The organism is Chryseobacterium sp. MMS23-Vi53, assembly GCF_047651245.1.
GTDB lineage: Bacteria > Bacteroidota > Bacteroidia > Flavobacteriales > Weeksellaceae > Chryseobacterium.
Genome location: NZ_CP180265.1, coordinates 2,881,664 through 2,908,242, shown reverse-complemented (window position 1 = coordinate 2,908,242; position 26,579 = coordinate 2,881,664). Strand labels below are relative to the sequence as shown.

Here is a 26,579-nt window from a genome sequence, read left to right as displayed (position 1 = left end):
TTTAAATATTTCAAGCTAATTAATTAACCGTAATATCATCTATCTGATATGTCGTTGTAATTCCTGAGCTATTTCCTGTATATTTAAATACAACAAATCCATTACCTGTAAGACCAGCAGGGAAGCTATATGTACCTGCCGTAGCTAAAGTTCCATAACCACTTGCAGGTGCTGTAGGGAATGTAAAGTTAGACGTAATCTCATTCAAAGTAGCAGTCGAAAGATCTGTACCCGGAGTATAGTTTGTTGTTGTATACACTTTAAGACCAGCACCGTTGTAGAAACCTACTGTAGTTCTAAATGCCAAAGTATTAGCAGCTGTAAAATCTACAGGAACCATGAAATAAGTTTCATAAGGTGTACTTGCAGCTCCACCATTCGCCGTTAATTGTATATACTTATTACCACTAAAAGATCTTACTTCCCAATATCTGTTTCCAACATAAGCGTAGTTCAAGTATTTAGGGAAATTATTGAAATAAGGAGAAGTAGTATTAGCTGGATAACTTTCAAAGTTTTCTGTAAAAGAACCAGAATAAGCAATAGCAGATCCTCCTAAAATACCTTCTGCAAAACGAGGTTTGGTAAAGTTGATATCACTTACTCCTCTAATAATATTTTGATAAGGAGCTGTTCCTGTTCCATATTTACTCACAACAAAAGTAATATCACCTCCTTTATCAGGAATGATGTAAGATGTTGGTTTGAAGAAACCATCTGTTCTTAAAATTCCAGTATTTCCTGTAGCATCAACTAAGTTTCTGTTAGTATCAACATAAGCTCCTGAGGCATCTTTATTCATTAAAGGCAACCCTATTTCAGTTTTTGTAAACTGTACATTTTTAACAATTGCTAAAGTATTAACATATTTTGGATCTTTAATTTGAGCTAATGTTAATTCCTGAGGAACAATTTTAGCAATATCAAGACCTGTTCCGTTGCAAACACCTGCGATGTATCTTCCAATAATAGATTCAGGAATTCTACCGATCGCGAAATCCGGATCTGGAACACCTAATGTAACTACATCGTTTGATTTTCCAATAACCATTCCATTAGCTTTAATTCTAATATGTGCTCCTACAGGGAAATCTGTGTAGTTTAAAGATTTATTAAGTCCTACAACCAATCCAACAGTTGGGTTTTCCGGTTTATCCTGGAAAACTAATGTTTTATAAAAGTTTCCGTTGGCATCAGAAGAAATAACATATCCATCAAAAATAACAGCAGGATGAGTAGCATCTTGTGCAGGTATAGTATATACTCCTGTTGCCGGAGATAATGCTACAAACTGAGCAAGTGTCATCGTAGGAGCATCAAATTTATTGTTACATGTAATTTCCGGTGCATCCCACTTATCATCATGGATACACGACATTTGGGTAGCGCCTAGAACGGCAACACCTAAACTAATCTTTAAAAAATTCTTTATATTCATTGTTTTTATTTCTATGGGTTACTTTTTTTAGAATCTAACTTGTAGGTTTACAAAATAAGAACGTCCTTGTGTGTACCAGTATTTTGGTGCAAAGTTCGGATACTTACTATTGTAATCGTTCTCAAAATCTATATTACCGTTTGAGCTTCTGATTTGTTCAAAACCTCCAGTAATATATTTTCTGTTATTAAGAATATTATTTACAGATCCGGAGATCAATACATAATATTTACCAATCATCCAAGATTTCCCAACATTGGCATTCACGAAGAATGATGAGGGAAGTTTCACCTGTTGCATGTATTGTGAAACCTTAGCATCATTAAGATTCACAAACGGCGTGCTGCTGTTATTGTTCTGAATGAACTCGGCTGTTCTAAGGATAGCAGAAGGATCTAAGTTGTTGTCATCAAGATAATTCCAGCTTGCGCCAAACCACCAATATTTCGGAGAGTTATATCTGAATCCTGCAGAGAATGCTTTTTGAGCCGTTCCTCCTACTTTGAAATCTTTGATATAAGCCGTACCTAAATTTGCATATGGAGCAGCCATCACATCTGAAGAAATATATACATTCGGGTTGTTTGTATATTTATATTCTCCCCAACTTGCAACCCCTTGTAAAGATAGCGTTGGTAAAACTTTAACATCAACACCTAATTCAGCACCCATGTTTCTTTTATTAACGTTCGACATGGTTTGCGTAACAAATGCACTTGCTGTTTTATCTTCAACACCTCCTGTATCAGAATTATCAACACTTAATGTAAGTCCGTCAGCAAAAAATCTTTGAACGTTTGTATCGTTTTGAGTATTTACAATATAACCAGTTGCTCTTAATTTTAAGAAAGGTGTAGAGATTACATAACTAAGATCATTTGCACTTACAACTGCATTCTTAATATTTGGAACTGCATAATTATTTACTCTTCCATTAATGAAAATATCATCTAAGAATGGTGCTTGTGAAAAATATGCTCCGTTATAAACAAAGAAGTTTCTACCATTAAGTCTATAAACGATTTGTCCTTTTAAACCATAATTCCAATAGTTATAATCCTTGCTCTTTCCGAAAGATGTATTTTGGTAAAGGTAATTTTGAAATAAACCTTCTCTGCTTGATGTAGAATAACCAGCTAAAGCACTCACGAAAATATCGAACTGTCCTGTTGACAATTTAAGACCTGGATTTACTTTTACCTCCTGTCTTCTAAGGATATAATCATAATTGATTTTATCTCCTACATGCTTTTGAGTTTGAGTATCATTCAAATTATAAAAACCTGTAGATCCCGGTCTGTTGGAATCTGCATAAGGGTCAACGTTAAGAACATAATTTGCTCCTAATAAATCGTTGATTTCTCTATAATATTCTGATTTAAAATTTTGATAAGAGACGTTTAGTAAAAATCTTGTCTTATCATTAAAATTGTAAGTATAATGCGTCGCAGCATTGAAAACTTTATCGTCGCTTACATCATTTACAAGGAAATATCTTGCGCTTCCATCTGCACTGTTGCGGTTCGCAGCATATAAATTTGTCCAGTTGATCTGAGTAACATCCGTATTGTTGTTTGCCCAATTATTATTTGCCTCATTGTATCCGTCTAATAACGCTGTATACTGGTCAGCAGGTGTATTATTGTGGAACTGGCTATAAATAATGCTATTCAGATAATAGCTAGGTAATTTTTTGTAGTAAGTCGGAGACGGGTTTTGGGCATTCTGCCAATCCAATCTAGAACCTTTATCTTTTCCAAATTGGTAAGAAGCAGTTGTCCATAAATTAGATTTTTTATTGATTTTCCAGAAATCCTGCAATTGGAATATCGGCTGGAATCCTTTTCTTACTCTCTCACTTCTCTTTTCTCCATCTTGCCATCCCCAGTAAGAATTGTAGTGAACTCCTCTGTAATCGTAAACCTCCTGAGTACTTGGACTTGCAGTAGATCTTCTGTATGGAGAAGCAAAAGCATTGAAAGTAATAGTATGATTATCATTAAATTTCTTTTCAATACCAAGATAAGTACCGTAAGCATCATAGAAAGTTCCCTCCTGGATTCCTTCTTCTGCCCATCTTTTAGCTCCCATGATGGTAAATGCCCATCCTTTTTTACTCATTCCTGAAGTATATCTCAAAGAAACTCTTTGACGATAATTTCTATTGGTAATAGAATAAGTAGCCTGGAAACCTTTTCTGTATTCGCTGGCTTTAGTATTTTTATAAATAACTCCGCTAGCTCCGCCAAAAGCATATTCAGAAGGTGAATGGTTGGTAGAAATTTCAGGGTATCTTACAATTTCGTTAAGACCACCCCAATTAGAAAAATCAACGTTCCCATTATCGGATTTCACCATGGAAACTCCATTCATCATATTTTCAGAAGTCCTTCCATCAATACCTCTTGGTCTGAACCAATAAGCTCCTAGATCAAAACTGGCAATCCTATTGAAGACATCCTGAGAAGATTGTAGTAGACCTACTGTAGAAGCTTGTCCACTATTGCTATCCTCGTCATCGCTGCCGTTGTTATCAATAATAGTCAAACCTTGATCCGCGCTTGTAAGTGCAGAATATAGGGTGATCGTCCCTAGATCCTTTTTCTTCTCACTGTCCATCACGTCAAACTCCATTACTTTTGTTTCATAATTCGGTTTCGTGATTACAATTTGGTAATGCCCCGGCATCAGATCTACAAACTGGAAATATCCAATTTTGTCAGCCGTTACATCATTGTCTTTCCCTTTAAGATCTACTTCTGCCCTTTCGATGGGCTTTCCATCAGCATCCTTTAGATATGCAGAGACAGTGGTCTGTGCAAAATAGTATGAAGCTGGAAGTAAAGTAAATAAAGAGACTAATGATAGTTTTTTAATCATGAGTATATTTCTTTTTATAAATACTTTTATTGCTAATTTTCAACACTTTAAAAGTTGGGGCGACAAATTTAGTCAAAATTTACAATTTACAATATATTTAACATTATTTTTTCTTAACATTGCAAACTTTTAAGAATCATTATGTAAAAAAATACATATACCACATTTTAAAATTACAAATATTTAAAATAGCATCAAGTTAAAAAAAAGTAAATTTGTCAATTAAATAATATTAATAATACTCTAAGAGGATGAAGAGAATTTTGAGTTTTTTTGCCATCATTTTTTCGATCATGGCTTTCTCACAGCAAGGAAAACTGAGGAAAGTAGCCGCAGTAGGTTTTTTGAATGTCGAAAACCTTTGGGACACCATTCGCTCAGCAGATTATATAGATGGAACTAAAGACATTAGCAATCCTGCTTTTCACAGAAGTATTCCGCTAGATTCTATTAAATTTTTAGAAGCTGAAAAATATGACGGAACATGGAGCGACAGTGTTTTAAAAGGTAAAAAGGTAATAAGATACCAAAGCGGATCTGAAGAATTTACACCAAGCAGCGGTAAAAACTATGGTTCTAAAATCTATAAGGCAAAACTGGCAAACGAAGCAAAAGTAATTTCTGAGCTTGGATCTCAATATACAAAGACAGCGCCTGCAGTTGTTGGTTTAATCGAAGTTGAAAACAGACAGGTTATCCAAGATCTTATTAAGCAGCCGGTTTTAGCGAAATATGATTACGGAATTATCCATTATAACTCTTATGATTATAGAGGAATTGATGTTGCTTTAATTTATCAGAAAAGAAGATTCACACCAACAAATTCATTAAAAAAAGAATTAAAAGTTTACGGTGATGATGGAAAAAGAGAATATACAAGAGACATTTTGGTTGTAACAGGTATGCTGGACAACGAGAAAGTAGCATTTTTCATGAATCACTGGCCTTCAAGAAGAGGAGGAGAAGCGATTTCTTTGCCAAAAAGAAATGCAGCAGCAGCTTTATTGAAACAACAAATGGACAGCGTAAGAGCAGCAGATCCTTCTACAAAACTTTTTGCAATGGGTGACTTCAATGATGATCCTGTAAGTTCAAGTTTAAAAAATCATTTAAAAGCTCAGGCTAATCCGAAAGATCTAAGCGAAACGACTCCTTATTTGAATTTAATGTATCCTTTATATAAGAAAGGTGTGGCTTCATTGGCTTACCAGGATGCACCTAACTTATTCGACCAAATCATTGTTTCCAAAAACTTAATTTCGGATCAGGTTACAAAAGAATATTCGGTTTATAAAGCAGAAATTTTTGCTCCTGCTTATTTGGTCAATAAAGAAGGGAATTACAAAGGTTATCCATTCCGATCATGGAACGGAGATCAGTTCACAGGCGGTTATAGTGACCACTTCCCTGCGTTTGTCATTCTTCAGAAAGAACCATAAAATAAATAAGGCACTCATTTTTGAGTGCTTTTTTTGTTTAACTTAATGGAATGAAAAATATTATTTTATTAATCATCATTTCTCTTTTACCTTTCAGCTGCATGGCGCAAAATGAACGTAAAAGCGACAAAGAAAAATCCGAGATGAAGCCTTCAAAAAATGAAGACGGAGAATGGGATCTTACTGTAATTGATACACAGTTCGATTATTTTCTGAATGCTGTTGCTAAACCCATTAATCAATATTCTGAATCTTTTTTAAAATCCAGAAATACTTTATTGGTAACCGAATGGAATTCATATTATAATTCCGGAAGATATCGAAATGTAATAGAATCCTCAATTGATTATGATCCTAAAGAAAATTACGGAATTAAATTTGAGTACAAGCTGTATCAGGTTTTTGCCTACGTAAACTGGAAATACGGTTTAAAAATGAACGGACTTTCCGGAGCCGACACAACAAGACGTTAAAACAAAAAAAGGTTCAGAGCAATTCTGAACCTTTTCTTTTATAATAGTTTTAAAATTATTTATTGAATAATTCTTCTACCTTATCCCAGTTTACAACAGAGAAAAACGCTGCAACATAGTCAGGTCTTCTGTTTTGATAGTTTAGGTAATAAGCATGCTCCCAAACGTCAAGTCCTAAAACTGGAGTTCCTTTTACGTCTGCAACAGGCATCAATGGATTGTCCTGGTTTGGAGTTGAAGATACAGAAACAGAACCGTCAGCATTTTTTACCAACCAAGCCCATCCAGAACCGAATCTCGTTTTAGCAGCATCAGAAAAATCTGTTTTGAATTTTTCTAAACCACCGTAAGCTTCGATCGCAGCTTTTACGTTTCCTACAGGTTCTTTACTTCCACCTGGAGTTAAAATTTTCCAGAATAAAGAGTGATTAAAGTGTCCTCCTCCATTGTTTCTCACCGCTGGTTTATCAGTTCCAGTCTGGCAGATTTCTTCTATAGTTTTTCCTTCTAGGTCAGTACCTTTGATTGCATTATTTAAATTGTCGATATATGCTTGGTGGTGCTTTGTGTGGTGGATTTCCATTGTTTTTGCATCAATAGTCGGCTCTAAAGCATCATAAGCATATCCTAATTGTGGTAATTCAAATGACATAATTTTATTTTTAATGTTATTAACCCAAATTTAGCCATAATTTAAACTAAATTCAAAGAATGGGGATTACTTTAATAAATCTTTAACATTGATATATTGATTTAGAATAAGTTTAATTTTTGGGAAAGGAAGTTTGAAGCTGGAAGATGGTGATTTTTGAAGTTTGAAAACAGTATTTTTTATGTTTAAACTAAAACTATTTTTTACAATTAAAATTTATTAATTCAAAAAAAATTAACGCTTTCATTTAAAAACTTCAGGTTTCCATTATCCATCTTCAAGCCAAAAAATAAAAAAGCACGAATCCCAACGAGTCCGTGCTTTTCTATTTAACAAAAATTAAATTAATTTATTTATTCATCGACATCAGGAATTCTTCGTTATTACGAGTTCCTCTGATGTTTTTACTGACAAATTCCATAGCTTCTACCGGATTCATTTCAGAAAGATATTTTCTTAAAATCCACATTCTCTGAGAAGTAACTTCATCAAGAAGCAAATCATCTCTACGAGTACTCGAAGCTACCAAATCGATAGCAGGATAAATTCTTCTGTTGGCAATTTTTCTATCCAATTGAAGTTCCATGTTACCCGTTCCTTTGAATTCCTCAAAGATCACTTCGTCCATTTTAGAACCCGTATCGATAAGGGCCGTTGCAATGATCGTTAAAGATCCTCCACCTTCAATTTTTCTTGCCGCTCCAAAGAATCTTTTTGGTTTGTGAAGTGCATTTGCATCAACACCTCCCGATAAAACCTTACCAGAAGCTGGTGTCACAGTATTATAAGCTCTTGCTAATCTTGTAATTGAGTCTAATAAAATCACAACATCGTGTCCGCATTCCACCATTCTTTGGGCTTTTGCTAAAACAAGGTTGGCTACTTTTACGTGCTTTTCTGCTGCTTCATCAAATGTAGATGCAATAACTTCTGCATTTACACTTCTTTCCATATCAGTAACTTCCTCCGGACGTTCGTCGATCAAAAGTACCATCATGTAAACTTCCGGGTGATTAGCTGCAATAGAATTAGCAATATCTTTTAGCAACATCGTTTTACCCGTTTTTGGCTGGGCAACGATCATTGCTCTTTGTCCTTTCCCAATTGGCGCGATCAAATCAACAATTCTTGTAGACATTGTAGAGTTATTTCCTGCCAAGTTGAACTTCTCTTCAGGGAAAAGCGGTGTTAAATATTCGAAAGCAACACGATCTTTTATAAAAGCAAGATCACGTCCGTTAACTTCTGTTGGTCTTAATAAAGAAAAATATTTTTCTCCTTCTTTCGGAAGTCTTACGATTCCTCTTACCGTATCTCCGGTTTTTAATCCAAAATTTCTGATCTGCGCAGTCGAAACATATACATCATCCGGAGAAGAAATATAGCTAAAGTCTGATGAACGCAAGAATCCATAATTATCAGGAAGAATTTCAAGAACCCCTTCAATACTTACCATTCCATCAAAACTGAATTCTTTTTTCTGTTCATGATGTTGCTCTTCCTGTCTTTCAGAATGCTGTTGCTGTTGTTGCTGTCTATTCTGATTTTGGTTAGAATTTTGGTTTTGGTTCTGATTCTTATGCTGATTTTCGCGGTTGTGCGAATGTTGCTGTTGTTGTCCTCTTTGTTGAGATCTAGCCTGATTTTGTTGTTGAGGGGTGTTTGGCTTTTCTTCTTGTGCAGGCTCTTGAGATTCTGTGTTTTTAGGAGTTTCTGTTTTTTCCTGCGGAGCTTCTGTGTTGCCCGCATTGGTTGGTGAAACTCTTTTTCTTTTTTGTTTGGATTGCGGTGCAGTCGTGGGTGCTTCCGGAGTAATTGCTGGTTCAGCTTTTACTTCTTCAGTTTTTGGCTCTTCAACAACAGGCTCTTTTACTTCTGCTTCAATTTTTGGTTCAGCTTTTGGTTTCGCCTCTGTTGTTGCTTTTGCTTCTGCTTTTTGCTTAGCCGGAGCCTTTTTCGGTGCAGCTTTTTTTGCAGGAGCCTTCGCAGGTTTTTCTGCTGGTGTTTCCTCAGTATTCATACTGGTTTCTGTGACGTTGAAATAATCTTTCGCCACTTTGGGATTGGAAGCCTGAAAGTCAAGAATTGCAAAGATTTTGTCATTTTCAGTGCTGCTTCTTGCAACTTTAACGCCCAAATCCTTTAAGATTTTAGTCAGCTCCGTTACGGATTTTGACCTTAACGTTTCAATGTTAAACATATTTAATGTAAAAAATGTAATTAATTGTGAATAAGAAAAGTAAGTCGGGTGACTTTTGTTTTCAAGTACATTCGTATAATGCAAATCTACACTTATTTTTGAATTGTGCAAAATTTATAGTACTTTTGCCTAGAATTTAATATTCGATGTTACAAAGAATACAGACTATATGGACTTTTTTAGCAGTGTTGGCTGCTGTGTTTCTGTTCGTTACAGGGCAAGATGTTGTCATTTCCGAGAGCATTCCTGTGATCAATATAGGATGTATTATCCTTGTTTTGGTTGGATTACTAAGTGTATTCAGCTTTAAAAACAGAAAAAGACAAATTTTGCTGAATAACATCAGCATCATTATAAACGCTTTGTTGATTGGTGTATTGATTTACTGGTTACTAAAATTATCCGGAGGAGTGCAAATTCCTGAGAAGGGTATTGAGCCAATTTTTCCATTAATTGCGATTATCTGTTTGTTTATTGCAAACACATATATCAAGAAAGATGAGAGGCTCGTAAAATCTGTAGACAGACTTCGATAACCTTACAACGATTTTTTGAGTGAGAACAGCTTCTTTTTAGGAGCTGTTTTTTTATTCTTAATTTTTTTGCCACGAATGCACTAATTTTTACGGATGTTTTTCTCTTATCAAAGTCTTAATGCCACTTCCAACAAAGTCTTGCAGATTTAGCGGATAACGAATATGATCGCGCATAAATTTTTAACTTTATAAATGTAATGATCATGTATAGATATTTATGAAAATTAGTGCATTCGTGGCAAAAAAAAGAAATTTAAATGCAACATTTCCGTTTAAACGACGACAGATTATCTATAAATTTTATTTAAAATGAAAAAACTAACCTATCTTACCTTTTCCCTATTCTCCATTTTCTCTTTTGCACAGGAGGTTTCAAAAGAAAGATTGAATACTGTTTTGGCAACGTTGGCTTCTGACGAAATGAGAGGTCGCGAAATCGGAACAAAGGAAAATGAAAACGCAGCAAACTATATTGCAAAACTTTTCAAGGAAAACAATTTAGAATATTGTACAGGAAATTCTTATTTGGTTCCATTCGATTATAGAGGAAAAACAGCTTATAACGTTTGTGGAATTCAAAAAGGAAAAACTGATAAATTTCTAGGTTTCTCTGGGCATTTCGATCACATTGGAACAAGTAATAATTCGCCTGATAATATCTATAACGGGGCCGATGACGATGCAAGCGGCATTACAACTTTGGTAGGAATTTCAGATTATTTTAGAAATAAAAAACCTGAATTCTCGATGGTTTTCATGGCTTTTAATGGTGAAGAAAAAGGAATGTTGGGTTCTAAAGCGATTTCTAAAGATCAGAATTTAGATAAAATTTATAATAATCTGACAGCACTTTTCAATTTTGAAATGGTAGCAACAGAATCTGCATTCGGAAAAAACGCATTGTTCATGACAGGAGACGAATTTTCTGATTTAGATGAATTATTCAACAAAAATGCAGCAAACGGTTTAAAAATTAATCCAGACCCTTACGCATCTGAGCAATTATTTTACAGATCTGATAACGTGAATTTCGTTAAAAAGAAAATCATTGCACACTCTTTTTCAACGGTTGATATGACGAAAGCAACCCATTATCACAACGAAAGCGATGATCTTCATGTGGTTGATTTTGATAATTTAACGCAGATTGTAAACAATTTCGGAAAGACTTTGGAAAAATTGAGTCCGAAAAATTTTACTCCAAAATATAATGATAAAGTGAAATTTTAATAAAATTTTAATCATCCATAAAGCCACCTTTACGGTGGTTTTTTTATATACAATCCTTCTGATTATGAATTAATTGTCCGGAAATTGTAACAAATCTACCTTTGCTCAAACATATTAATATAAAGTAAAAGACGATTAAAAACGTCTTATCATTTAAATTACGTAATTTTGCTATCCAATTTTTCATTGAATGAACGAATATAAAAAAATACTAAAGTTCGCGAGACCACACCAGAAATATATTTTCGGAAGTTTATTCTTCAACCTTTTATATTCTGTATTTCAGATCGCATCTTTAGGAACAATTCTACCGGTTTTAGGGATGCTTTTCGGCACTATTAAACGTGAAGAGTTCGAAACGGCACCTGTATATTCCGGAGATCTTGTAGATTTATTTTCATACCTTAAAAGCTATTCAAATTACTATATTCAGACTTTAGTTGATGATTATGGCACTCTGAATGTCTTGGCATGGCTCTGTATCATCACGGCATTTATGTTTTTACTGAGAAACCTTTTCAGATATCTGGGTTCTTTTTTATTAATCAATTATCGTGTCGGAGTTACAAAGGATCTTCGCGGAGCAATGTATCGTAAGGTTTTATCTTTGCCTGTTTCTTTTTTTACAGAAAGCAGAAAAGGCGATATGATGTCCCGTATGTCTAATGACGTGGGTGAAGTGGAAGGTAATATTTTAGGAAGCTTGGTGGAACTAATCAACGCTCCGTTTATGTTAATCAGTACATTAATCAGTCTTTTCTGGCTAAGTTCGGAATTAACGCTATTTTCCCTTTTGGTTTTACCAATAATGGGTACTATGATTGCTTTAATCGGGAAAAGCCTTAAAAAAGATTCTCATGAGGCTCAGAACGAAATGGGAACTATTTTCTCTATTGTTGATGAAACTCTAAAATCGTCAAAAGTTATCAAGATTTTCAGTGCCGAAAAAATCATGGACAACCGATTTATGGGTTCTATGAATAAATGGATCAACAGCTCGATCAGCTTAGGTAGAAAAAAAGAATTAGCATCGCCGATAAGCGAATTTTTAGGATCCGTAACTTTCTTAATTATTGCCTGGTACGGTGGAAAACAAATTGTTGTAGACCACAGTATTGCTCCAGAGGATTTCCTTGTCTTTTTAGGGATGTTCTTCCAGATTTTGCCTCCTGTAAAAAGTTTATCTCAATCTATTTCCAACGTTCAGAAAGGAGAAGCTTCTTTGCACAGAGTATTGGAAATTCTTGAAGCAGACGTAAAAATCGAAGAAGTGGCAGAACCTGTTTCTATTTCTACACTTGATAAGCAGATAGAATTCAAAGATATTGGATTTTATTATGATAAATCTAATTTAATTCTAAAAAATTTCAGCCTTACAATTCCGAGAGGAAAAACGGTTGCACTTGTCGGACAAAGCGGAAGCGGAAAAACAACAATTGCCAATCTTTTAGCAAGGTTTTATGACGTTTCGCAAGGTGAAATCCTGATCGATGGAGTAAATATTAAACATTTAAAATTAAAGGAATACAGACAGCTTTTGGGAATGGTTACTCAGGAATCTGTATTATTTAACGATACGGTTTACAACAATATTTTAATGGGTAAACCCGATGCGACAAGAGAAGAAGTAATTGCTGCCGCGAAAATTGCCAATGCAGATTCTTTCATCACTAATCTTCCTGAGGGATACGATTCTAATATCGGTGACGATGGTGGAAAACTTTCAGGCGGGCAGAAACAAAGGGTTTCTATCGCAAGAGCCGTATTGAAAAACCCGCCAATCATGATTTTGGATGAAGCGACTTCCGCATTGGATACAGAATCTGAAAGATTTGTTCAGGATGCATTGGAAAAAATGATGGAAAACAGAACGTCTTTGGTCATCGCTCACCGACTTTCAACCATCCAAAAAGCAGATTGGATCGTGGTAATGGAAAAAGGAGATATCGTGGAACAGGGAACTCACCAGGAACTGATCTCAAAAAAAGGAATGTATCACAAGCTTGTTGAACTACAGAATTTCGATTAATATCATTTAAATTAATTTCAAATGATCCCTATACAAGAGTATTTCTACAGAATTGAAGAGCCTGATAGAAGTACTCTTCTTTTTTTACGTAAAAAAATCCTCGAATCTGACACGGAAAATATTACCGAAACATTGAGTTTTGGCTTGCCGTTTTTCAAGTATAAAAAGAAAATGCTGTGCTATCTATATTTTAGTAAAAAGTATAAGCAACATTATGTGAGTTTTTATCACGGAGACAGACTCGATCATCCTTCGTTGCTTCAGGAAGGCAGAAAGAAGTTTAAAATTCTTCTCATTGATATGAATGAGGATTTACCAGTGGAATTGATTTTGGAGTTAATTGATGATGTTAAGAAATTTATTAAATAGGTTGCAAGTTTTAGTTTTGCGATTGCAGTAGCTCTGATGCTTTTTAGGCTTAGCTAAAGCCAAATATGATTATCCATTTTTGTTTAAACGAGCTAAAGTCTTTTCCTATTAATGACAGTGGTTGTTTACAAAAAACATCCAATATTTTCATTATTTTTTAATCAAAACATTTCTAAAAAATATTCGTGCATTCGTGGCATTATAAACAAAAAAGACCGCCTCTTGCGAAACAGCCTTCCAATATTTTTAAGTTTAAATCTTAATCTTTCATTCTTGCGATAACATCCAAACCACCTTTTGTGATGTCACCGATCTTACAGATAATTTCTGTATCTAAAGGCAGGAAAACGTCCATTCTTGAACCGAATTTAATAAAACCAAACTCATGTCCTGCTTTTGCTTCATCGCCTTCATTACAATAGAAAACAATTCTTCTCGCAACATAACCTGCAATTTGTCTGAATACGACTTTATGATTCGTTAAACTTTCAACCGCAACCGTTGTTCTTTCGTTTTCGGTAGAAGATTTCTCATGCCATGCAACAAGATATTTTCCCGGATGATATTTCTTATAAATTACCTTTCCTGAAACTGGATATCTACAAATGTGAACATTCAGCGGAGACATAAAAATGGAAACCTGAATCGCTTTTCCTTTGATGAATTCGTCTTCTTCCACTTCTTTTATCATAACTACTTTTCCGTCCACCGGAGCAATCACGTTTTCTCTGTGATCCAAAATATCACGGTCCGGAACTCGGAAGAACCAAAATACCAAACTGTAAATTACCAATAATGGCAAGATGATCAATAACGACCACATTTCAAGAAAATAAATAGCCAATGCGCCCAATACGATAAAAAGTATTGTTGCAACGGTAATTGTTCCTTTCGATTCTCTGTGTAATTTCATGAGATTAAATAAATTTTTCTAAAATAAAGTACAAATATACGACAGGAACGCAGATAATAAAACTATCCAGACGATCTAATACTCCACCGTGTCCAGGAATGATATTTCCGCTGTCTTTTACAGCGAAATTTCTTTTTAACTGACTTTCTACTAAATCTCCGATCGGAGCGAAAGCAGCAACTAAAAATCCTACAACCATCCAGTTTCCGCGAAGATCGGGGTGGTATTGTTCAACAAAATATGATAAAGCCAATGTAAGCACTACCCCACCAATATATCCTTCCCAAGTTTTTTTAGGAGAGATTTTAGGAGCCATTTTGTGTTTTCCGAAGAATTTTCCCGTTAAATAAGCAAAAGTATCACTGCTCCAAATTAAAATAAACAAGAAAAGAACTTCTAAAGAAAAAGTACCTTCATACGATGAAAACTTTGGCAAACCTAAGGCAAAACTAAAAGGTAAAGCTACATAAATGACTGTGAAAATCAGTTTTCCACTGTCGTAGTATAATTCGTTCGGATATTTAAATAAAGTAACTGTTGCGATTAAAATCAATACCATCGCCAAGATTTCACTTATTCTAAAGTCGAAAAAGAAATCGTGATGAAAATATCTCTTAGAAAAAATATAAAAGATGAAAATGATTAATGGAAATACAACAAATCTCTCGTAGCTCTTTCCGAATTTCATAATTTTAAAACATTCCCAAGAACCAACCCCCATCAAAAGCGCGATCAGTCCGTAATACAAATATTCCTGTTTTACAAGATCCGGTGAAATTCCGTTAATCAGTTGAGCTCCAAGCGGAGTGGTACAAAGAATAATGATTGCTACATAAACAATTCCTGATAAGGTTCTTTGAATGAGATTTTTGTCCAAGATTTTAGATTTAATAGTTGATGCTTAATCTTCAAGCAGCAATAAAAATAGTTTTGTATTGGTATTGGAAGAAGGATCGAGCTTCGATTGTCCTCCACTTATTGAAGTAAGATTTTTGATATTTCCGTTTCTCTTTATTTTTCCCATCGCATCGTTCAGGTTGTTCACAATTTGGGAAACATTTGCCATAATAATAATTTTATTCGGCAATCTTGAAGAATGATAATGAAGGATATTATTATGAGAAAGCATAATCCTTCCGTCATAAGCAATTAAATATTCACAGGTAATAAAGGCAGCATCGTTTTCGCTCTGCAATTCTGATGTGTAGGGTGATTTTACAACATTCAAGAAATTCTGAAGATCTTTATCCCAACAAAATACATTGTGAATTCCTTCGATTTTAATAATCTGATTTAAAGTTTGCAGAGCTTCCGCTTCATCGGCACAATAATTAAAAAAACCTCCCGAATGCGTAAACAATTGGGCAAACTTATAATCGAGATCCGCGTTTTTCAGCGAGTCCCCTAATTTCTCCAGGCTCTGAGATTCCTCTTCTTCAGGCTGGTTGGTCAGTTTGCTTACAATCCTCTTGAATAAATTCAACTTAATTTATTTTTAGTCAACTTTATACAAAAATATAAAATTAATTATATAGAAATCCAAAAACATGCCGATAAATATGAAAAAACCTGACAATTTTGCAATTGTCAGGTTTTTATGTATTTATTTTTAAAAGAAATTTTAAAGTTGTGTTGGGCTTTCAGGAGCCTGAATTTCACTTTCTTCTTCTTTTTCTTTAATAATAATTTGCTCTGTAGGTTCCTTTACTTCAGGAATTGTATTTGTAACAGGTTTCTCTGTAAGTTCCGGATCCCAAGCTCTTTTTCCGAATACTTCTTCCAAATCTTCACGGAAAATAACTTCTTTTTCCAATAATTTATTTGCCAAAGCATCAAGCTTATCTTTATTTTCAGTCAAAATTTGAATCGCTCTATCATATTGATTTTCGATAATTCCTTTTATCTCAGCATCAATTTTCTTTGCAGTTTCCTCAGAATAAGGTTTTCCAAAAGAATATTCAGACTGTCCTGAACTGTCATAGTAAGAAATATTACCAATATTCGGACTCAAACCATAGATTGTCACCATTGCCTGAGCTCTCTTCGTTACACTCTCCAAATCCGAAAGCGCTCCTGTCGAAATATTATTAAAAATAACCTGCTCTGCAGCTCTACCTCCTAATGTAGCACATAATTCATCCAACATTTGCTCTGTAGTCGTTAATTGTCTCTCTTCGGGTAAATACCAAGCCGCGCCTAAAGAACGTCCTCTTGGAACAATTGTTACTTTTAACAATGGTGATGCGTGCTCTACCAACCAAGAAATTGTTGCATGCCCCGCTTCGTGGTAAGCCACCCTTTTCTTTTCGGAAGGTTTAATTGCTTTGTTTTTCTTCTCAAGACCACCAATGATTCTGTCAACAGCATCAAGGAAATCCTGTTTAGAAACAGATTCGTGATTGTTTCTTGCTGCAATTAATGCTGCTTCATTACATAAATTAGCAATATCTGCCCCACTGAAACCAGGTGTTTGCTTTGCTAAGAAATCTCTATCTACATTTGTATCAAGCTTGATTTTCTTTAAGTGAACATCAAGAATCTGTCTTCTTTCGTGTAATTCCGGAAGGTCTACGTAGATTGAACGGTCAAAACGTCCTGCTCTCATCAAAGCCTTATCTAAGATATCCGCTCTGTTGGTTGCAGCCATTACGATCACGTTTGTATCTGTTCCGAAACCGTCCATTTCAGTTAATAGTTGGTTTAGGGTATTTTCTCTTTCGTCGTTTCCGCCGGAGAAATTATTTTTTCCTCTTGCACGTCCGATTGCATCAATCTCATCGATGAAGATAATAGCCGGAGATTTAGCTTTAGCCTGAGCAAAAAGGTCTCTTACTCTTGAAGCACCAACACCAACAAACATTTCCACAAAATCTGAACCAGAAAGTGAGAAGAAAGGAACTTTAGCTTCACCCGCAACAGCTTTTGCCAATAAGGTTTTACCTGTTCCCGGAGGTCCTACCAAAAGTACACCTTTAGGAATTTTACCTCCCAGTTTTGTATATTTTTCTGAGTTTTTCAAGAAATCTACAACTTCCTGAACCTCTTCTTTAGCACCTTCCAAACCTGCAACATCTTTAAATGTTACCTGAATTCTTTCCTTTTCGTCGAAAAGTTTAGCTTTAGATTTTCCGATTGAGAAAATTTGTCCTCCAGGACCTCCTCCACCGCCCATCTTTCTGAAAAGAAGGAAGTAGAATAATCCTAAAATCGCAATCCAGATTAATGCGGAAACTAAGATATCCATGAACGGACTTTTACCCGCACCGTAATCTTTCGTCGTTTTAATCGCCGGATTTGTCGCTTTTACCTGATCAAATTTTTGAAGGAAAAGCTGAAGATCTCCATATTTAACAGTAAAATCTGCTTTTGGAGCCATCGAGAACGCAGAAAGCGGATCGTTTTCTTTGGTCTTGTTGACCATCGCCGTTTTCGCAGTCTGTGTAAGGAACACATCAGCTTTTTCAGTATCTTTGTAAATTATAATGTTCTGAACTTTTCCCGTTTGCATTTCTCTGAAGAAACCGTCTTCATCAATACTCTTCGCACTGCTATCTCCAAAAAAATTGGATATAAAGAATAACAAAAGAGCAATGATCGCAATCGGAAAAAACCAGTTAAATCCTTTATTGTTCATTTATACTTTTTAAAATTTAATATTCACTTTCTATTTTTGTAATTTTCGCATCTCCCCAAAGTTCCTCAATATCATAATATTCACGAGTCTCTTTTTGGAAAATGTGAACTACCACCGTAACATAATCTACCAACACCCACATAGAATTTTCTGTACCTTCCACATGCCAAGGTCTGTCTTTAAGATCGTTTCTTACTTTTTTTTCTACACTTCCTGCCAACGCAGATACTTGTGTATTCGAGTTTCCGCTACAAATAATAAAAGTTTCCGCTACTGAGTTTTCGATATTAGAAAGATCGAAAATCATGATATCTTCTCCTTTTACGTCTTGAATAGCCTCTACAATTTTATCTATTAGTGCTTGTTTTTCTGCTGTTTTATTCATTAAAAAATACTATAATCTGCAAATTTATTGTTTTTCTTTTACTTTAGCCTTACTTTTAGCGCCAGAAAGTCTTAAAGTTTTCTTAAATGAGTCAATTATTCTACCTTAAAGAGTGCTCTTCTACTAATGACGAAATTTCTAAGTTTTTACTTTACGAAAATTCAGATTTTATTTCCCTGCACACATTCAATCAAACGAAAGGTCGCGGACAGTACGGAAATACATGGTCATCTACGGCGGAAAAAAATTTAGCGTATACTTTGGCTGTAAAGACTCAAAATTTTACAACCACAGATTTTATGTTCAATTATTATACCGCAATTGTCATCAGGGATTATCTTGCCAATCTGACTGAAAATATAGTGAAAATAAAATGGCCAAACGATATTATTCTTAAAAATAAAAAAATCGTTGGAATTTTAATTGAAAAGAAAAAAATTAATCAAAACAATTATTTCATTATAGGAGCCGGATTTAATATTCTTCAAGATAAATTTGATGAAATCTCCAATGCAGGATCACTTTTAACGCAAACCGGAAAACATTTTGACCTTGAAGAATTTACTTTAAATCTAAATGAATTTTTAATTGAAAGATTAAAAAACATTCCATCTGATGACGAAATTATGAATATTTTCAACAATCATTTATTCCGAAAAGATGAAATTTCCGTTTTTGAACTGAATAAAAACAGACAAAATGGCATCATTCGAAATGCTGACAAAAAAGGTGAACTGTGGATCGAGCTGGAAAATGATGGTCTGAAACCTTTTTATCACAAAGAAATAAAGCTCCTTTATTGATTATTACTGATTTGCTCTCTTGATATACAAATAAGCAGCAAGTGGGAAAAACACGATATTCGGAAGCCACATTGCCAAAGCCGGAGACATACTTTTATTCTCGGAAACTACTTTTAACGCTTCAAAAGAGAATACAAAAACAAATGCTAATGAAATACCTAAAGCAAGGTTAATTCCCAATCCTCCACGTTTTTTTTGTGATGCAAGAGACAAGGCCAAAAATGACAAAATTATGATAGAAACGGGCATCGAAGTCCTTTGATGAAGCTCGTTTAAGTGGGCGTTCAAGTTGCTGTTTCCTTTTTCTGTTTCTCTTTTGATGAATTTTATTAACTCCGGAGTTGTTTTATTCTGACCTAAAAGTTCGTTAGGAAAAAGCTCTTCCGGATCGTGACCGTAGCTTTTCTTTAAATCAAAGCCACTGGCCAGTTTTTCTGTATCGTCTTTATTGATGGTCTTTTCTGTGAAAGAATTTAGAACAAATATTTTTTTATCTTTATCCCAATTCACATCGGAAGCCTTTAATTCGTAGGTCATTTTTCTGTCTTTATCAAATTTTTGATACACGAAACCTGAACCTCTTTTTTCTCTTTTATTCCAAGAATTAATAAAAATATACTCCGTTTTGCTTAATTGAGCGGAAACAGGAGCTGTTCCCAAAACCTCTTCTTTGTGAGCCGCATTATAAGTATATGCTTCTAATTGATTCTTTTGAATATTCGCCCATGGTAACACAAAGTGATTGACTATCAGTGAGACAAAAGCGATAAATAAAGACGTAATTAAATAAGGTCTTGCAAATCTGTGAAAACTCGCTCCACTACTGATTACTGCAACAATTTCGGTATTATTCGCCAATCTTGAGGTGAAATAAATCACAGAAATAAATACCAAAATTGAGAGGAATGTCATGACCAAATTAATGATCCAAAACGGGTAGAAATGGATTAGGAAATAAGTGACATTCAGTTTTGGATCGAGTGCTGTTGCATTTTCAATTCTCGGAATTTTTGACTGAACATCGATCACCAAAACAACTATAGACAGCAATATCAGCATGAAACTGAAGGTTCCAAGGTATTTTCTTACGATATATCTGTCTATAATTTTTAGCATTATTTTATTTTCTTAATGCGTTTGATATTTTTAATTGAAAATGATAAAATCATTTTCATTTTAATTATTTTTAAATCAGATAGGATTTCATCCTACCCTTTTTTAAGTCATTCCTTCGGGACTCCCTGAATTTTATTTTTTAAAGTCGTTGACGAAGAACAGGGACAATTGAATTTTTCCATTCGTAGAAATCTCCTGCCAAAATATGTTCTCGTGCGACTTTTACCAAATCTAAATAAAAAGCTAAGTTATGAATTGAAGCGATTTGTTTCGCTAAATATTCTTTAGAAACAAACAAATGCCTCAAATAAGCTTTCGAATATTCTCTGTCTACGAAACTTGTACCAAATTCGTCCAAAGGCGAAAAATCTTGTTTCCACTTTTCATTTTTCATGTTCATGACACCTTGCCAAGTGAACAACATTGCGTTTCTTGCGTTTCTTGTTGGCATCACACAATCCATCATGTCGATTCCCAAACCTATGGATTCTAAAATATTCCATGGAGTTCCTACTCCCATCAAATATCTTGGTTTTTCTTTTGGTAAAATATCGGTAACCTCATCGGTAATTCTGTACATCTCATCTTCTGGTTCACCTACAGAAAGTCCACCGATCGCATTTCCTTCAGCTCCTGCTTCGGCAATAACTTCGGCAGAAATTTTTCTTAAATCCGAAAAAGTAGAACCCTGAACAATCGGGAAAAGTCTTTGTTTGTGACCGTACAATTCAGGATTATTTTCTGTCCATTCGATACATCTTTTCAACCAACGGTGCGTAAGTGCCATCGAAGTTTTTGCCTGATTATACTCGCAAGGATAGGCTACACATTCATCAAAAGCCATAAAGATATCTGCTCCGATCTGTCTTTGGATTTCCATAGATTTTTCCGGAGAAAACATATGATAGCTTCCGTCAATATGCGATTTGAATCTTGCACCTTCTTCCGACATTTTTCGGCTGCTTGCCAATGAAAAGACCTGAAAACCTCCGGAATCCGTCAAAATAGGGAGATCCCAGTTCATAAATTTATGCAAACCTCCTGCAGCCTGCATCGTTTCCATTCCCGGACGAAGGTATAAATGATATGTATTTCCCAAAATAATCTGGGCTTTTATGTCTTCTTTTAATTCTCTTTGGTGAACTGTTTTTACACTCGCAACAGTTCCTACCGGCATAAAAATCGGAGTCTGGATCTCACCGTGATCAGTCGTGATTTTTCCAGCCCTTGCCTTTCCCTCTGAGATTTTTTCTATATTAAAAAACTTTTGCATCATTAAATTATTTTGATAAAGTTGGAAGATTCTGAGGTACAACTCCATTATTCTTCACCTTATCTTTTATATATTTTTCCGCTTTCGGATCTTTCTTTAATAATATTTTTTGGGCATCTTCGGCAATTCCGTTTATCTTTCCTTTTACAACATAATATTTAAAACTCTGAATATAATCATCAGACTTTACTTTATGTGTATTCAGAATAAATCTTGTCCCTGCTTCAAGATTGGAATTGGGATACATGAAAGTTGCCTGATCGTTGATCGCCAAGTCTGCCATGATTTCTGCCATATCTCCTTTAGAAATAAGATTTTTAGGCTTATCGACATAATCTCCTCCGCAGGAAACCACGAATATCAAAACGAAAACGAAGAACAGTTTTTTCATAACCTGTTAATTATTGATTTCCATTTTAAATTTAAAACTCCAAAAACCGCTTCATGAATGATTCCGCCATTCATTTTGCTTTCTCCTAAAATTCTGTTTGTAAAAATAATAGGTACTTCTACAATTTTGAATCCTTTCTTAAAAGCTCTGAATTTCATTTCTATTTGAAATCCGTACCCTTTTAATTTTACATTATCTAAACCTATCTCTTCCAATACTTTTCTTGAAAAACAGACAAACCCTGCCGTCGTATCGTGAATCGGAAGCCCTAAAACAAATCTCACATATTTTGAAGCAAAATAAGAAAGCAAAACCCTTCCCATTGGCCAGTTCACAACATTTACTCCTTTAGAATAACGCGAACCGATAGCCATATCTGCATTTAAACACGCTTCAAAAAGCTTAGGCAAATCATTTGGATTGTGAGAAAAATCCGCATCCATTTCAAAAATGTAATCATATTTGTTTTCGATTGCCCATTTAAAGCCATGAATGTATGCTTTTCCCAAACCGTCTTTCACTTTTCTAATCGACAAGTGCAAATGATGAGGAAATCTTCTCTGTAAATCCTTTACCAATTCCGCCGTTCCATCAGGAGACGAATCATCCACTACCAAAATATGAAAGTCATCTTCCAATGCAAAAACCGCGGAAATAATATTTTCTATATTTTCCTTTTCGTTGTAAGTCGGAATTATGACCAGTTTTTTCATTTCAGTTTGCAAAGATAGTTTATTTAACCTTTTTATTTTATACAAAATAATCTATAATTTTGCAAAAAACAATCCGTTGCCGTTATCACAAAACATTACAAATCATATAAGAATACCTGAGAACAACGATTGGGTGATCTTTATATTGTTAGGCTGTATCTTTTTATACCTCTTTATGATGAATATCGTGGAGAGAGAGGCCAACCTGAAAGACTTCCTGCTTCAAAAATATTTTGATGCAAGCAATAACCTGCCGAGCTGGGTAATCACCTCCTGTGTGGTGACCCTCACTTTATCGGTTTTAATTTCGCAATATGTTCCGGTTGTTCCGAAATTTGTTGCGGATTTACAGGTTTTGGGGTATCAGCTCAATAAATTTGGATTTTGTTTGTTAACAATTGTTCTTTTTTACTTAACAAAAACTTCTTTAGGTTTTTTATTCTATCAAAGCATCGGAGATGGTAAAAAGTGGACTATCTTTTATTTTACCTCTACAAAATTTTATTTTATCCTGTCTTTTTTGTTAATAATTTTAAGTGTAACCCACTACTATTTCCCTATCGACAGAAATAAAATGTTTTTTTATTATTTGCTATTCTTTTGTTTTGTATTCATTTTCAAGATATTTTTCTATTTATTTCACAAGAACAATATCTTACCCGAAAAATGGTATTATAAATTTTTGTATATTTGCACCCTCCAAATCGCTCCATTATTGTTGCTTTGGAAATTATTATTTTTTTAACAAAAGTCAATGATGAGAATAAAGTCTATATTGGTTTCTCAACCAGCGCCTAGTGAGTCTTCTCCATATCTGGATATAGCGAAGAAGGAAAAAATAAAGATTGATTTCCGTCCTTTTATCCACGTCGAAGGGGTTGACAACAAAGAATTAAGAACACAGAAGATTGATCTTACGCAATATACCGGGATTATTTTCACGAGTAAAAATGCGATAGATCATTACTTCAGACTAGCCGAAGAGCTGCGTTTTGCAGTTCCGGATACGATGCGTTATATCTGTCAGTCTGAGGCAATTGCGAACTATCTTCAGAAGCATATCGTTTACAGAAAGAGAAAAATCAGCTTTGGTGAGAAAAACTTCTCGGATCTGGCTCCACTTTTCAAGAAATTTCCGGGTGAAAAATATTTATTACCTTCTTCGGATGTTTTAAGTCCGGATATCGTAAAAACAATGGAAGCATCGAATGTTGACTGGAAAAGAGCGATCATGTACAGAACCGTTTGCAGCGATCTTACAGACATTAATGTAAAAGATTATGACATGCTGATTTTCTTCAGTCCTCAAGGAATTAAATCTTTACAGCAAAATTTCCCGGATTTCAAACAGGAAGAAACGAAGATTGGTGTTTTTGGTGCAACTACGGCAGCGGCTGCTGAAGAAGCCGGATTAAAAGTAGATTTAATGGCTCCAACAAAGGAAACGCCGTCTATGACAATGGCATTAGAGAAATATATTAAAGCTTTACACAAATAGGCATTAATACAAAAAATAAAGTAACCGTCTTTTCATGCAGAAAAGATGGTTTTTTTTTAGTTAAATTTGAACAAGAATTAATATTGAATAAAATATTGTCGATATTAATGAATTCCATTCTAAAAATATAAATAGAATTAAAACATTCGAATGAAAGCTCCACAGGCAAAAAAAATAGAAAAAATACTTGAAATACACGGAGACAAAAGGATCGACAACTATTTCTGGCTCAACGAAAGAGAAAATCCTGAAGTTATAAAATATCTTGAAGAAGAGAACGCTTACGAAGAATTTGTAATGAAAGACACAGAATCTCTTCAAGAAGAGCTTTTTGAAGAAATGAAAGCCCGTTATAAAAAAGATGATGAGTCTCTTCCCTACTTTTTTAATGAATATTGGTATATCGTTCGTTACGAAGATGGAAAAGAATATCCAATTTTTTGCAGAAAATACAAAAGTCTAGACAACGAAGAACAAATCATTCTTGACGTAAACGTTTTGGCAGAAGGGCAGGAATATTTTGAGGTGGGGAGCGTTTCTGTTGCCCCAAATAACGAATTGCTTTCTTTTTCGTCCGATAATGTAAGTCGTAGAATTTATACCATTAGTTTTAAAAATTTAAAAACAGGAGAAATTCTTCCCGATAAGATTGAAAATACCACAGGAAAAGCAGTTTGGGCAAACGATAATGAACATGTTTTCTACATTAGAAAAGATGAAAGTTTAAGAGCCTTTCAGGTTTACAGACACAAATTGGGAACAGAACCATCGGAAGATGTTTTGATTTTCCATGAAAAAGATGAAACTTTTGATGTCAATGTTCTTAAGACAAAATCATTAGAATATATTTTTATCGCGAGTTCTAGTACGATTTCGGATGAGCACAGATTTATTCCATCTGATAATGTTTTTGCCGATTGGAAAATCATTCAGCCAAGAATTGATGATCTGGAATATTCTGTAGAACATTATGAAGATGAATTTTACATTATAACCAATGCGGACGATGCTTTCAATTTTAAAATTGTAAAAGCAAAAATCGACAACTGCGGAATAGAAAACTGGGTGGATGTCATTCCTCACCGTCCTGAAGTTTTATTAGAAGGTTTTGAAATATTTAAAAATTATCTTGTTCTTGAGGAAAGAGAGGAAGGTTTATTGCAAATAAAAATCATTGACGAAAAGACTCAGGAGTCGCATTATTTGCCTTTTTTTGATCCAACTTACACAGCATATATTGGAACCAATCTTGAATTTGATACAGAAGTTTTACGCTATGGTTATACTTCTTTAACGCAGCCAAGCTCGACCTACGAGTACAATATGAAAGAAAAAACGACCAAATTGTTGAAACAACAGGAAGTTTTAGGTGGAAAATTCTTCGCTGAAAATTATATTTCCGAAAGAATTTGGGCAGATTCAAGAGATGGAGAAGCTAAAGTTCCGATTTCTTTGGTTTATCATAAAGACACGAAAAAATCTGCGGAAACGCCTGTACTTTTGTATGGCTATGGAAGTTACGGACATACTGTTGATGCGAGTTTTTCGAATGTAAGACTCTCAATTTTAGATAGAGGTTTTATTTATGCGATTGCTCACATCAGAGGCGGAGAATATTTAGGAAGAGAATGGTATGAAGACGGAAAAATGTTGTTCAAGAAAAATACATTCTTTGATTTTATTGATGCTGGAAAACATTTAATTAAAGAAAATTATACTTCTTCAAAACATCTTTACGCAATGGGTGGTAGCGCAGGTGGATTGTTGGTTGGAGCGGTTATGAACTACGAACCGACTTTATTCAATGGGATTGTTGCGCAAGTTCCTTTTGTGGATGTGGTTACAACAATGTTGGATGAAACAATTCCTTTAACAACCGGAGAATACGACGAATGGGGAAATCCAAACGACGAAGAATATTATCATTATATGAAAGAATATTCGCCATACGATAATGTTGAAGCAAAAGATTATCCGAATTTGTTGATTACAACAGGTTTGCACGATTCTCAAGTTCAATACTGGGAACCGGCAAAATGGACTGCAAAATTGAGAGAATTGAAAACAGATGACAATATCCTGGTTTTTAAAACCGACATGAGCGCAGGCCACGGCGGCGCAAGCGGAAGATTTGAATCACTAAAAGAAGATGCGTTGGAATATGCGTTCCTATTAAAATTAGAAAATAAAAAAGATGATTAACGAAGCAGAACAGTGGCAGAAAGTACAACAGTTTTTCATTGAAAATTTTGATACTGAAAAAGATGCTCCTATTGAAACGTATTTATTTTTAATCGGTCTTCAGGAGTTGGGAAGCGGACAGCAGAAATATACCAAAGATGACAAAGTAAATTTGATTCATATTGCTGTTTGCAGATTATTGGAACCTTTTGGATATTATAAATTTTCGCATTATGATGATGATGGATATCCTCATTTTGAAACACTGGAAGAACTTCCGGAATTGAAGCCAAACGAGCAGCAGATTCTGATGAAAAAAGCAATTATTCAGTATTTTCAGGATGAAGAATTGTTTTAGCTAAAATAAAAAAAGGAGTGTAAAATTTACGCTCCTTTTTTGTTCTTCAAATCTATGAAAGAATTTTT

General features: G+C 34.6%; 24 protein-coding genes. 11 read left to right on the top strand and 13 right to left on the bottom strand.

Features of this window, described 5'->3' with window-relative positions; all coding sequences use genetic code 11:
• Window positions 1-19: 19 nt before the first annotated feature.
• Both ACKX2A_RS12960 and ACKX2A_RS12955 read right to left on the bottom strand, forming a co-directional pair.
• Window positions 20-1,438, bottom strand: a complete 1,419-nt coding sequence (locus ACKX2A_RS12960) for a DUF5689 domain-containing protein (RefSeq protein WP_415325190.1) — start codon at window positions 1,436-1,438, stop codon at window positions 20-22.
• Window positions 1,439-1,465: 27 nt separating this feature from the next.
• Window positions 1,466-4,318, bottom strand: coding sequence for a carboxypeptidase regulatory-like domain-containing protein (locus tag ACKX2A_RS12955; protein ID WP_415325189.1), 2,853 nt, complete (start codon window positions 4,316-4,318; stop codon window positions 1,466-1,468).
• A 251-nt stretch (window positions 4,319-4,569) separates the two neighbouring features.
• Between ACKX2A_RS12955 and ACKX2A_RS12950 the strand changes: the two genes are divergently transcribed.
• Both ACKX2A_RS12950 and ACKX2A_RS12945 read left to right on the top strand, forming a co-directional pair.
• On the top strand, window positions 4,570-5,757 hold the full coding sequence (locus ACKX2A_RS12950) for an endonuclease (protein WP_415325188.1): 1,188 nt from the start codon (window positions 4,570-4,572) through the stop codon (window positions 5,755-5,757).
• A 50-nt stretch (window positions 5,758-5,807) separates the two neighbouring features.
• A complete protein-coding gene (locus tag ACKX2A_RS12945) occupies window positions 5,808-6,230 on the top strand; it encodes a DUF6146 family protein (protein WP_415325187.1) in 423 nt (140 codons plus the stop codon).
• A gap of 55 nt (window positions 6,231-6,285) precedes the next feature.
• On the opposite strand, the gene ACKX2A_RS12940 is transcribed toward ACKX2A_RS12945, so the two are convergent.
• Both ACKX2A_RS12940 and rho read right to left on the bottom strand, forming a co-directional pair.
• Window positions 6,286-6,882, bottom strand: a complete 597-nt coding sequence (locus ACKX2A_RS12940) for a superoxide dismutase (RefSeq protein ID WP_415325186.1) — start codon at window positions 6,880-6,882, stop codon at window positions 6,286-6,288.
• Between the two features lie 349 nt (window positions 6,883-7,231).
• A complete protein-coding gene (gene rho, locus ACKX2A_RS12935) occupies window positions 7,232-9,082 on the bottom strand; it encodes a transcription termination factor Rho (RefSeq protein WP_415325185.1) in 1,851 nt (616 codons plus the stop codon).
• A gap of 146 nt (window positions 9,083-9,228) precedes the next feature.
• Between rho and ACKX2A_RS12930 the strand changes: the two genes are divergently transcribed.
• The 4 genes from ACKX2A_RS12930 to ACKX2A_RS12915 all read left to right on the top strand — a co-directional run bounded on the left by ACKX2A_RS12930 (window position 9,229) and on the right by ACKX2A_RS12915 (window position 13,246).
• Window positions 9,229-9,618 (top strand): DUF4293 family protein, encoded by a 390-nt coding sequence (locus tag ACKX2A_RS12930; protein WP_415325184.1) that lies wholly within the window; start codon window positions 9,229-9,231, stop codon window positions 9,616-9,618.
• 309 nt (window positions 9,619-9,927) lie between these two features.
• Window positions 9,928-10,848 carry a M28 family peptidase gene (locus ACKX2A_RS12925; RefSeq protein WP_415325183.1) on the top strand — a complete coding sequence of 307 codons (921 nt, stop codon included), beginning with the start codon at window positions 9,928-9,930 and terminating at the stop codon, window positions 10,846-10,848.
• Window positions 10,849-11,038: 190 nt separating this feature from the next.
• The gene (locus ACKX2A_RS12920) at window positions 11,039-12,877 is read left to right on the top strand and encodes an ABC transporter ATP-binding protein (protein ID WP_415325182.1); all 1,839 of its coding nucleotides are present in this window, start codon (window positions 11,039-11,041) and stop codon (window positions 12,875-12,877) included.
• Between the two features lie 21 nt (window positions 12,878-12,898).
• Window positions 12,899-13,246, top strand: coding sequence for a DUF1801 domain-containing protein (locus ACKX2A_RS12915; RefSeq protein ID WP_415325181.1), 348 nt, complete (start codon window positions 12,899-12,901; stop codon window positions 13,244-13,246).
• Between the two features lie 259 nt (window positions 13,247-13,505).
• Here ACKX2A_RS12915 and ACKX2A_RS12910 read toward each other — a convergent pair whose 3' ends face one another.
• From ACKX2A_RS12910 to rsfS, 5 genes are all read right to left on the bottom strand, one after another.
• Window positions 13,506-14,159, bottom strand: coding sequence for a phosphatidylserine decarboxylase family protein (locus ACKX2A_RS12910; protein ID WP_415325180.1), 654 nt, complete (start codon window positions 14,157-14,159; stop codon window positions 13,506-13,508).
• Window positions 14,160-14,163: 4 nt separating this feature from the next.
• On the bottom strand, window positions 14,164-15,036 hold the full coding sequence (locus tag ACKX2A_RS12905; protein ID WP_415325179.1) for a phosphatidate cytidylyltransferase: 873 nt from the start codon (window positions 15,034-15,036) through the stop codon (window positions 14,164-14,166).
• Window positions 15,037-15,060: 24 nt separating this feature from the next.
• The gene (locus ACKX2A_RS12900) at window positions 15,061-15,642 is read right to left on the bottom strand and encodes an LUD domain-containing protein (protein WP_415325178.1); all 582 of its coding nucleotides are present in this window, start codon (window positions 15,640-15,642) and stop codon (window positions 15,061-15,063) included.
• A 138-nt stretch (window positions 15,643-15,780) separates the two neighbouring features.
• A complete protein-coding gene (gene ftsH, locus ACKX2A_RS12895) occupies window positions 15,781-17,793 on the bottom strand; it encodes an ATP-dependent zinc metalloprotease FtsH (RefSeq protein WP_415325177.1) in 2,013 nt (670 codons plus the stop codon).
• Window positions 17,794-17,809: 16 nt separating this feature from the next.
• On the bottom strand, window positions 17,810-18,178 hold the full coding sequence (gene rsfS, locus ACKX2A_RS12890) for a ribosome silencing factor (RefSeq protein ID WP_072953881.1): 369 nt from the start codon (window positions 18,176-18,178) through the stop codon (window positions 17,810-17,812).
• An 86-nt stretch (window positions 18,179-18,264) separates the two neighbouring features.
• Here rsfS and ACKX2A_RS12885 point away from each other — a divergent pair, with 86 nt between their 5' ends.
• A complete protein-coding gene (locus ACKX2A_RS12885) occupies window positions 18,265-18,981 on the top strand; it encodes a biotin--[acetyl-CoA-carboxylase] ligase (protein ID WP_415325176.1) in 717 nt (238 codons plus the stop codon).
• A 3-nt stretch (window positions 18,982-18,984) separates the two neighbouring features.
• Here ACKX2A_RS12885 and ACKX2A_RS12880 read toward each other — a convergent pair whose 3' ends face one another.
• The 4 genes from ACKX2A_RS12880 to ACKX2A_RS12865 form a co-directional block, all read right to left on the bottom strand.
• Window positions 18,985-20,097, bottom strand: coding sequence for an LptF/LptG family permease (locus tag ACKX2A_RS12880; RefSeq protein ID WP_415325175.1), 1,113 nt, complete (start codon window positions 20,095-20,097; stop codon window positions 18,985-18,987).
• Window positions 20,098-20,236: 139 nt separating this feature from the next.
• Entirely contained in the window at window positions 20,237-21,370 is a 1,134-nt protein-coding gene (tgt, locus tag ACKX2A_RS12875; protein ID WP_415329471.1) for a tRNA guanosine(34) transglycosylase Tgt, read from the bottom strand.
• A 7-nt stretch (window positions 21,371-21,377) separates the two neighbouring features.
• On the bottom strand, window positions 21,378-21,761 hold the full coding sequence (locus tag ACKX2A_RS12870) for a DUF4296 domain-containing protein (protein ID WP_415325173.1): 384 nt from the start codon (window positions 21,759-21,761) through the stop codon (window positions 21,378-21,380).
• Window positions 21,758-22,474, bottom strand: coding sequence for a polyprenol monophosphomannose synthase (locus tag ACKX2A_RS12865; RefSeq protein ID WP_415325171.1), 717 nt, complete (start codon window positions 22,472-22,474; stop codon window positions 21,758-21,760). The genes ACKX2A_RS12870 and ACKX2A_RS12865 overlap by 4 nt, the downstream gene beginning before the upstream one ends.
• Between ACKX2A_RS12865 and ACKX2A_RS12860 the strand changes: the two genes are divergently transcribed.
• From ACKX2A_RS12860 to ACKX2A_RS12845, 4 genes are all read left to right on the top strand, one after another.
• Entirely contained in the window at window positions 22,458-23,219 is a 762-nt protein-coding gene (locus ACKX2A_RS12860) for a DUF4271 domain-containing protein (RefSeq protein ID WP_415325169.1), read from the top strand. The genes ACKX2A_RS12865 and ACKX2A_RS12860 overlap by 17 nt on opposite strands.
• A gap of 12 nt (window positions 23,220-23,231) precedes the next feature.
• The gene (locus ACKX2A_RS12855; protein WP_415329469.1) at window positions 23,232-23,972 is read left to right on the top strand and encodes a uroporphyrinogen-III synthase; all 741 of its coding nucleotides are present in this window, start codon (window positions 23,232-23,234) and stop codon (window positions 23,970-23,972) included.
• Between the two features lie 150 nt (window positions 23,973-24,122).
• Window positions 24,123-26,174, top strand: a complete 2,052-nt coding sequence (locus ACKX2A_RS12850) for a S9 family peptidase (RefSeq protein WP_415325167.1) — start codon at window positions 24,123-24,125, stop codon at window positions 26,172-26,174.
• Window positions 26,167-26,511, top strand: a complete 345-nt coding sequence (locus tag ACKX2A_RS12845) for a hypothetical protein (protein ID WP_415325165.1) — start codon at window positions 26,167-26,169, stop codon at window positions 26,509-26,511. The genes ACKX2A_RS12850 and ACKX2A_RS12845 overlap by 8 nt, the downstream gene beginning before the upstream one ends.
• Window positions 26,512-26,579: the final 68 nt, after the last annotated feature.

Excerpts from the sequence above, each read along its gene's own strand:
- ACKX2A_RS12960 (WP_415325190.1), bottom strand. The coding sequence starts at position 1,438 with ATGAATATAAAGAATTTTTTAAAGATTAGTTTAGGTGTTGCCGTTCTA.
- ACKX2A_RS12955 (WP_415325189.1), bottom strand. The coding sequence starts at position 4,318 with ATGATTAAAAAACTATCATTAGTCTCTTTATTTACTTTACTTCCAGCT.
- ACKX2A_RS12950 (WP_415325188.1), top strand. The coding sequence starts at position 4,570 with ATGAAGAGAATTTTGAGTTTTTTTGCCATCATTTTTTCGATCATGGCT.
- ACKX2A_RS12945 (WP_415325187.1), top strand. The coding sequence starts at position 5,808 with ATGAAAAATATTATTTTATTAATCATCATTTCTCTTTTACCTTTCAGC.
- ACKX2A_RS12940 (WP_415325186.1), bottom strand. The coding sequence starts at position 6,882 with ATGTCATTTGAATTACCACAATTAGGATATGCTTATGATGCTTTAGAG.
- rho (WP_415325185.1), bottom strand. The coding sequence starts at position 9,082 with ATGTTTAACATTGAAACGTTAAGGTCAAAATCCGTAACGGAGCTGACT.
- ACKX2A_RS12930 (WP_415325184.1), top strand. The coding sequence starts at position 9,229 with ATGTTACAAAGAATACAGACTATATGGACTTTTTTAGCAGTGTTGGCT.
- ACKX2A_RS12925 (WP_415325183.1), top strand. The coding sequence starts at position 9,928 with ATGAAAAAACTAACCTATCTTACCTTTTCCCTATTCTCCATTTTCTCT.
- ACKX2A_RS12920 (WP_415325182.1), top strand. The coding sequence starts at position 11,039 with ATGAACGAATATAAAAAAATACTAAAGTTCGCGAGACCACACCAGAAA.
- ACKX2A_RS12915 (WP_415325181.1), top strand. The coding sequence starts at position 12,899 with ATGATCCCTATACAAGAGTATTTCTACAGAATTGAAGAGCCTGATAGA.
- ACKX2A_RS12910 (WP_415325180.1), bottom strand. The coding sequence starts at position 14,159 with ATGAAATTACACAGAGAATCGAAAGGAACAATTACCGTTGCAACAATA.
- ftsH (WP_415325177.1), bottom strand. The coding sequence starts at position 17,793 with ATGAACAATAAAGGATTTAACTGGTTTTTTCCGATTGCGATCATTGCT.
- rsfS (WP_072953881.1), bottom strand. The coding sequence starts at position 18,178 with ATGAATAAAACAGCAGAAAAACAAGCACTAATAGATAAAATTGTAGAG.
- ACKX2A_RS12885 (WP_415325176.1), top strand. The coding sequence starts at position 18,265 with ATGAGTCAATTATTCTACCTTAAAGAGTGCTCTTCTACTAATGACGAA.
- ACKX2A_RS12880 (WP_415325175.1), bottom strand. The coding sequence starts at position 20,097 with ATGCTAAAAATTATAGACAGATATATCGTAAGAAAATACCTTGGAACC.
- tgt (WP_415329471.1), bottom strand. The coding sequence starts at position 21,370 with ATGCAAAAGTTTTTTAATATAGAAAAAATCTCAGAGGGAAAGGCAAGG.
- ACKX2A_RS12870 (WP_415325173.1), bottom strand. The coding sequence starts at position 21,761 with ATGAAAAAACTGTTCTTCGTTTTCGTTTTGATATTCGTGGTTTCCTGC.
- ACKX2A_RS12860 (WP_415325169.1), top strand. The coding sequence starts at position 22,458 with ATGACCAGTTTTTTCATTTCAGTTTGCAAAGATAGTTTATTTAACCTT.
- ACKX2A_RS12865 (WP_415325171.1), bottom strand. The coding sequence starts at position 22,474 with ATGAAAAAACTGGTCATAATTCCGACTTACAACGAAAAGGAAAATATA.
- ACKX2A_RS12855 (WP_415329469.1), top strand. The coding sequence starts at position 23,232 with ATGAGAATAAAGTCTATATTGGTTTCTCAACCAGCGCCTAGTGAGTCT.
- ACKX2A_RS12850 (WP_415325167.1), top strand. The coding sequence starts at position 24,123 with ATGAAAGCTCCACAGGCAAAAAAAATAGAAAAAATACTTGAAATACAC.
- ACKX2A_RS12845 (WP_415325165.1), top strand. The coding sequence starts at position 26,167 with ATGATTAACGAAGCAGAACAGTGGCAGAAAGTACAACAGTTTTTCATT.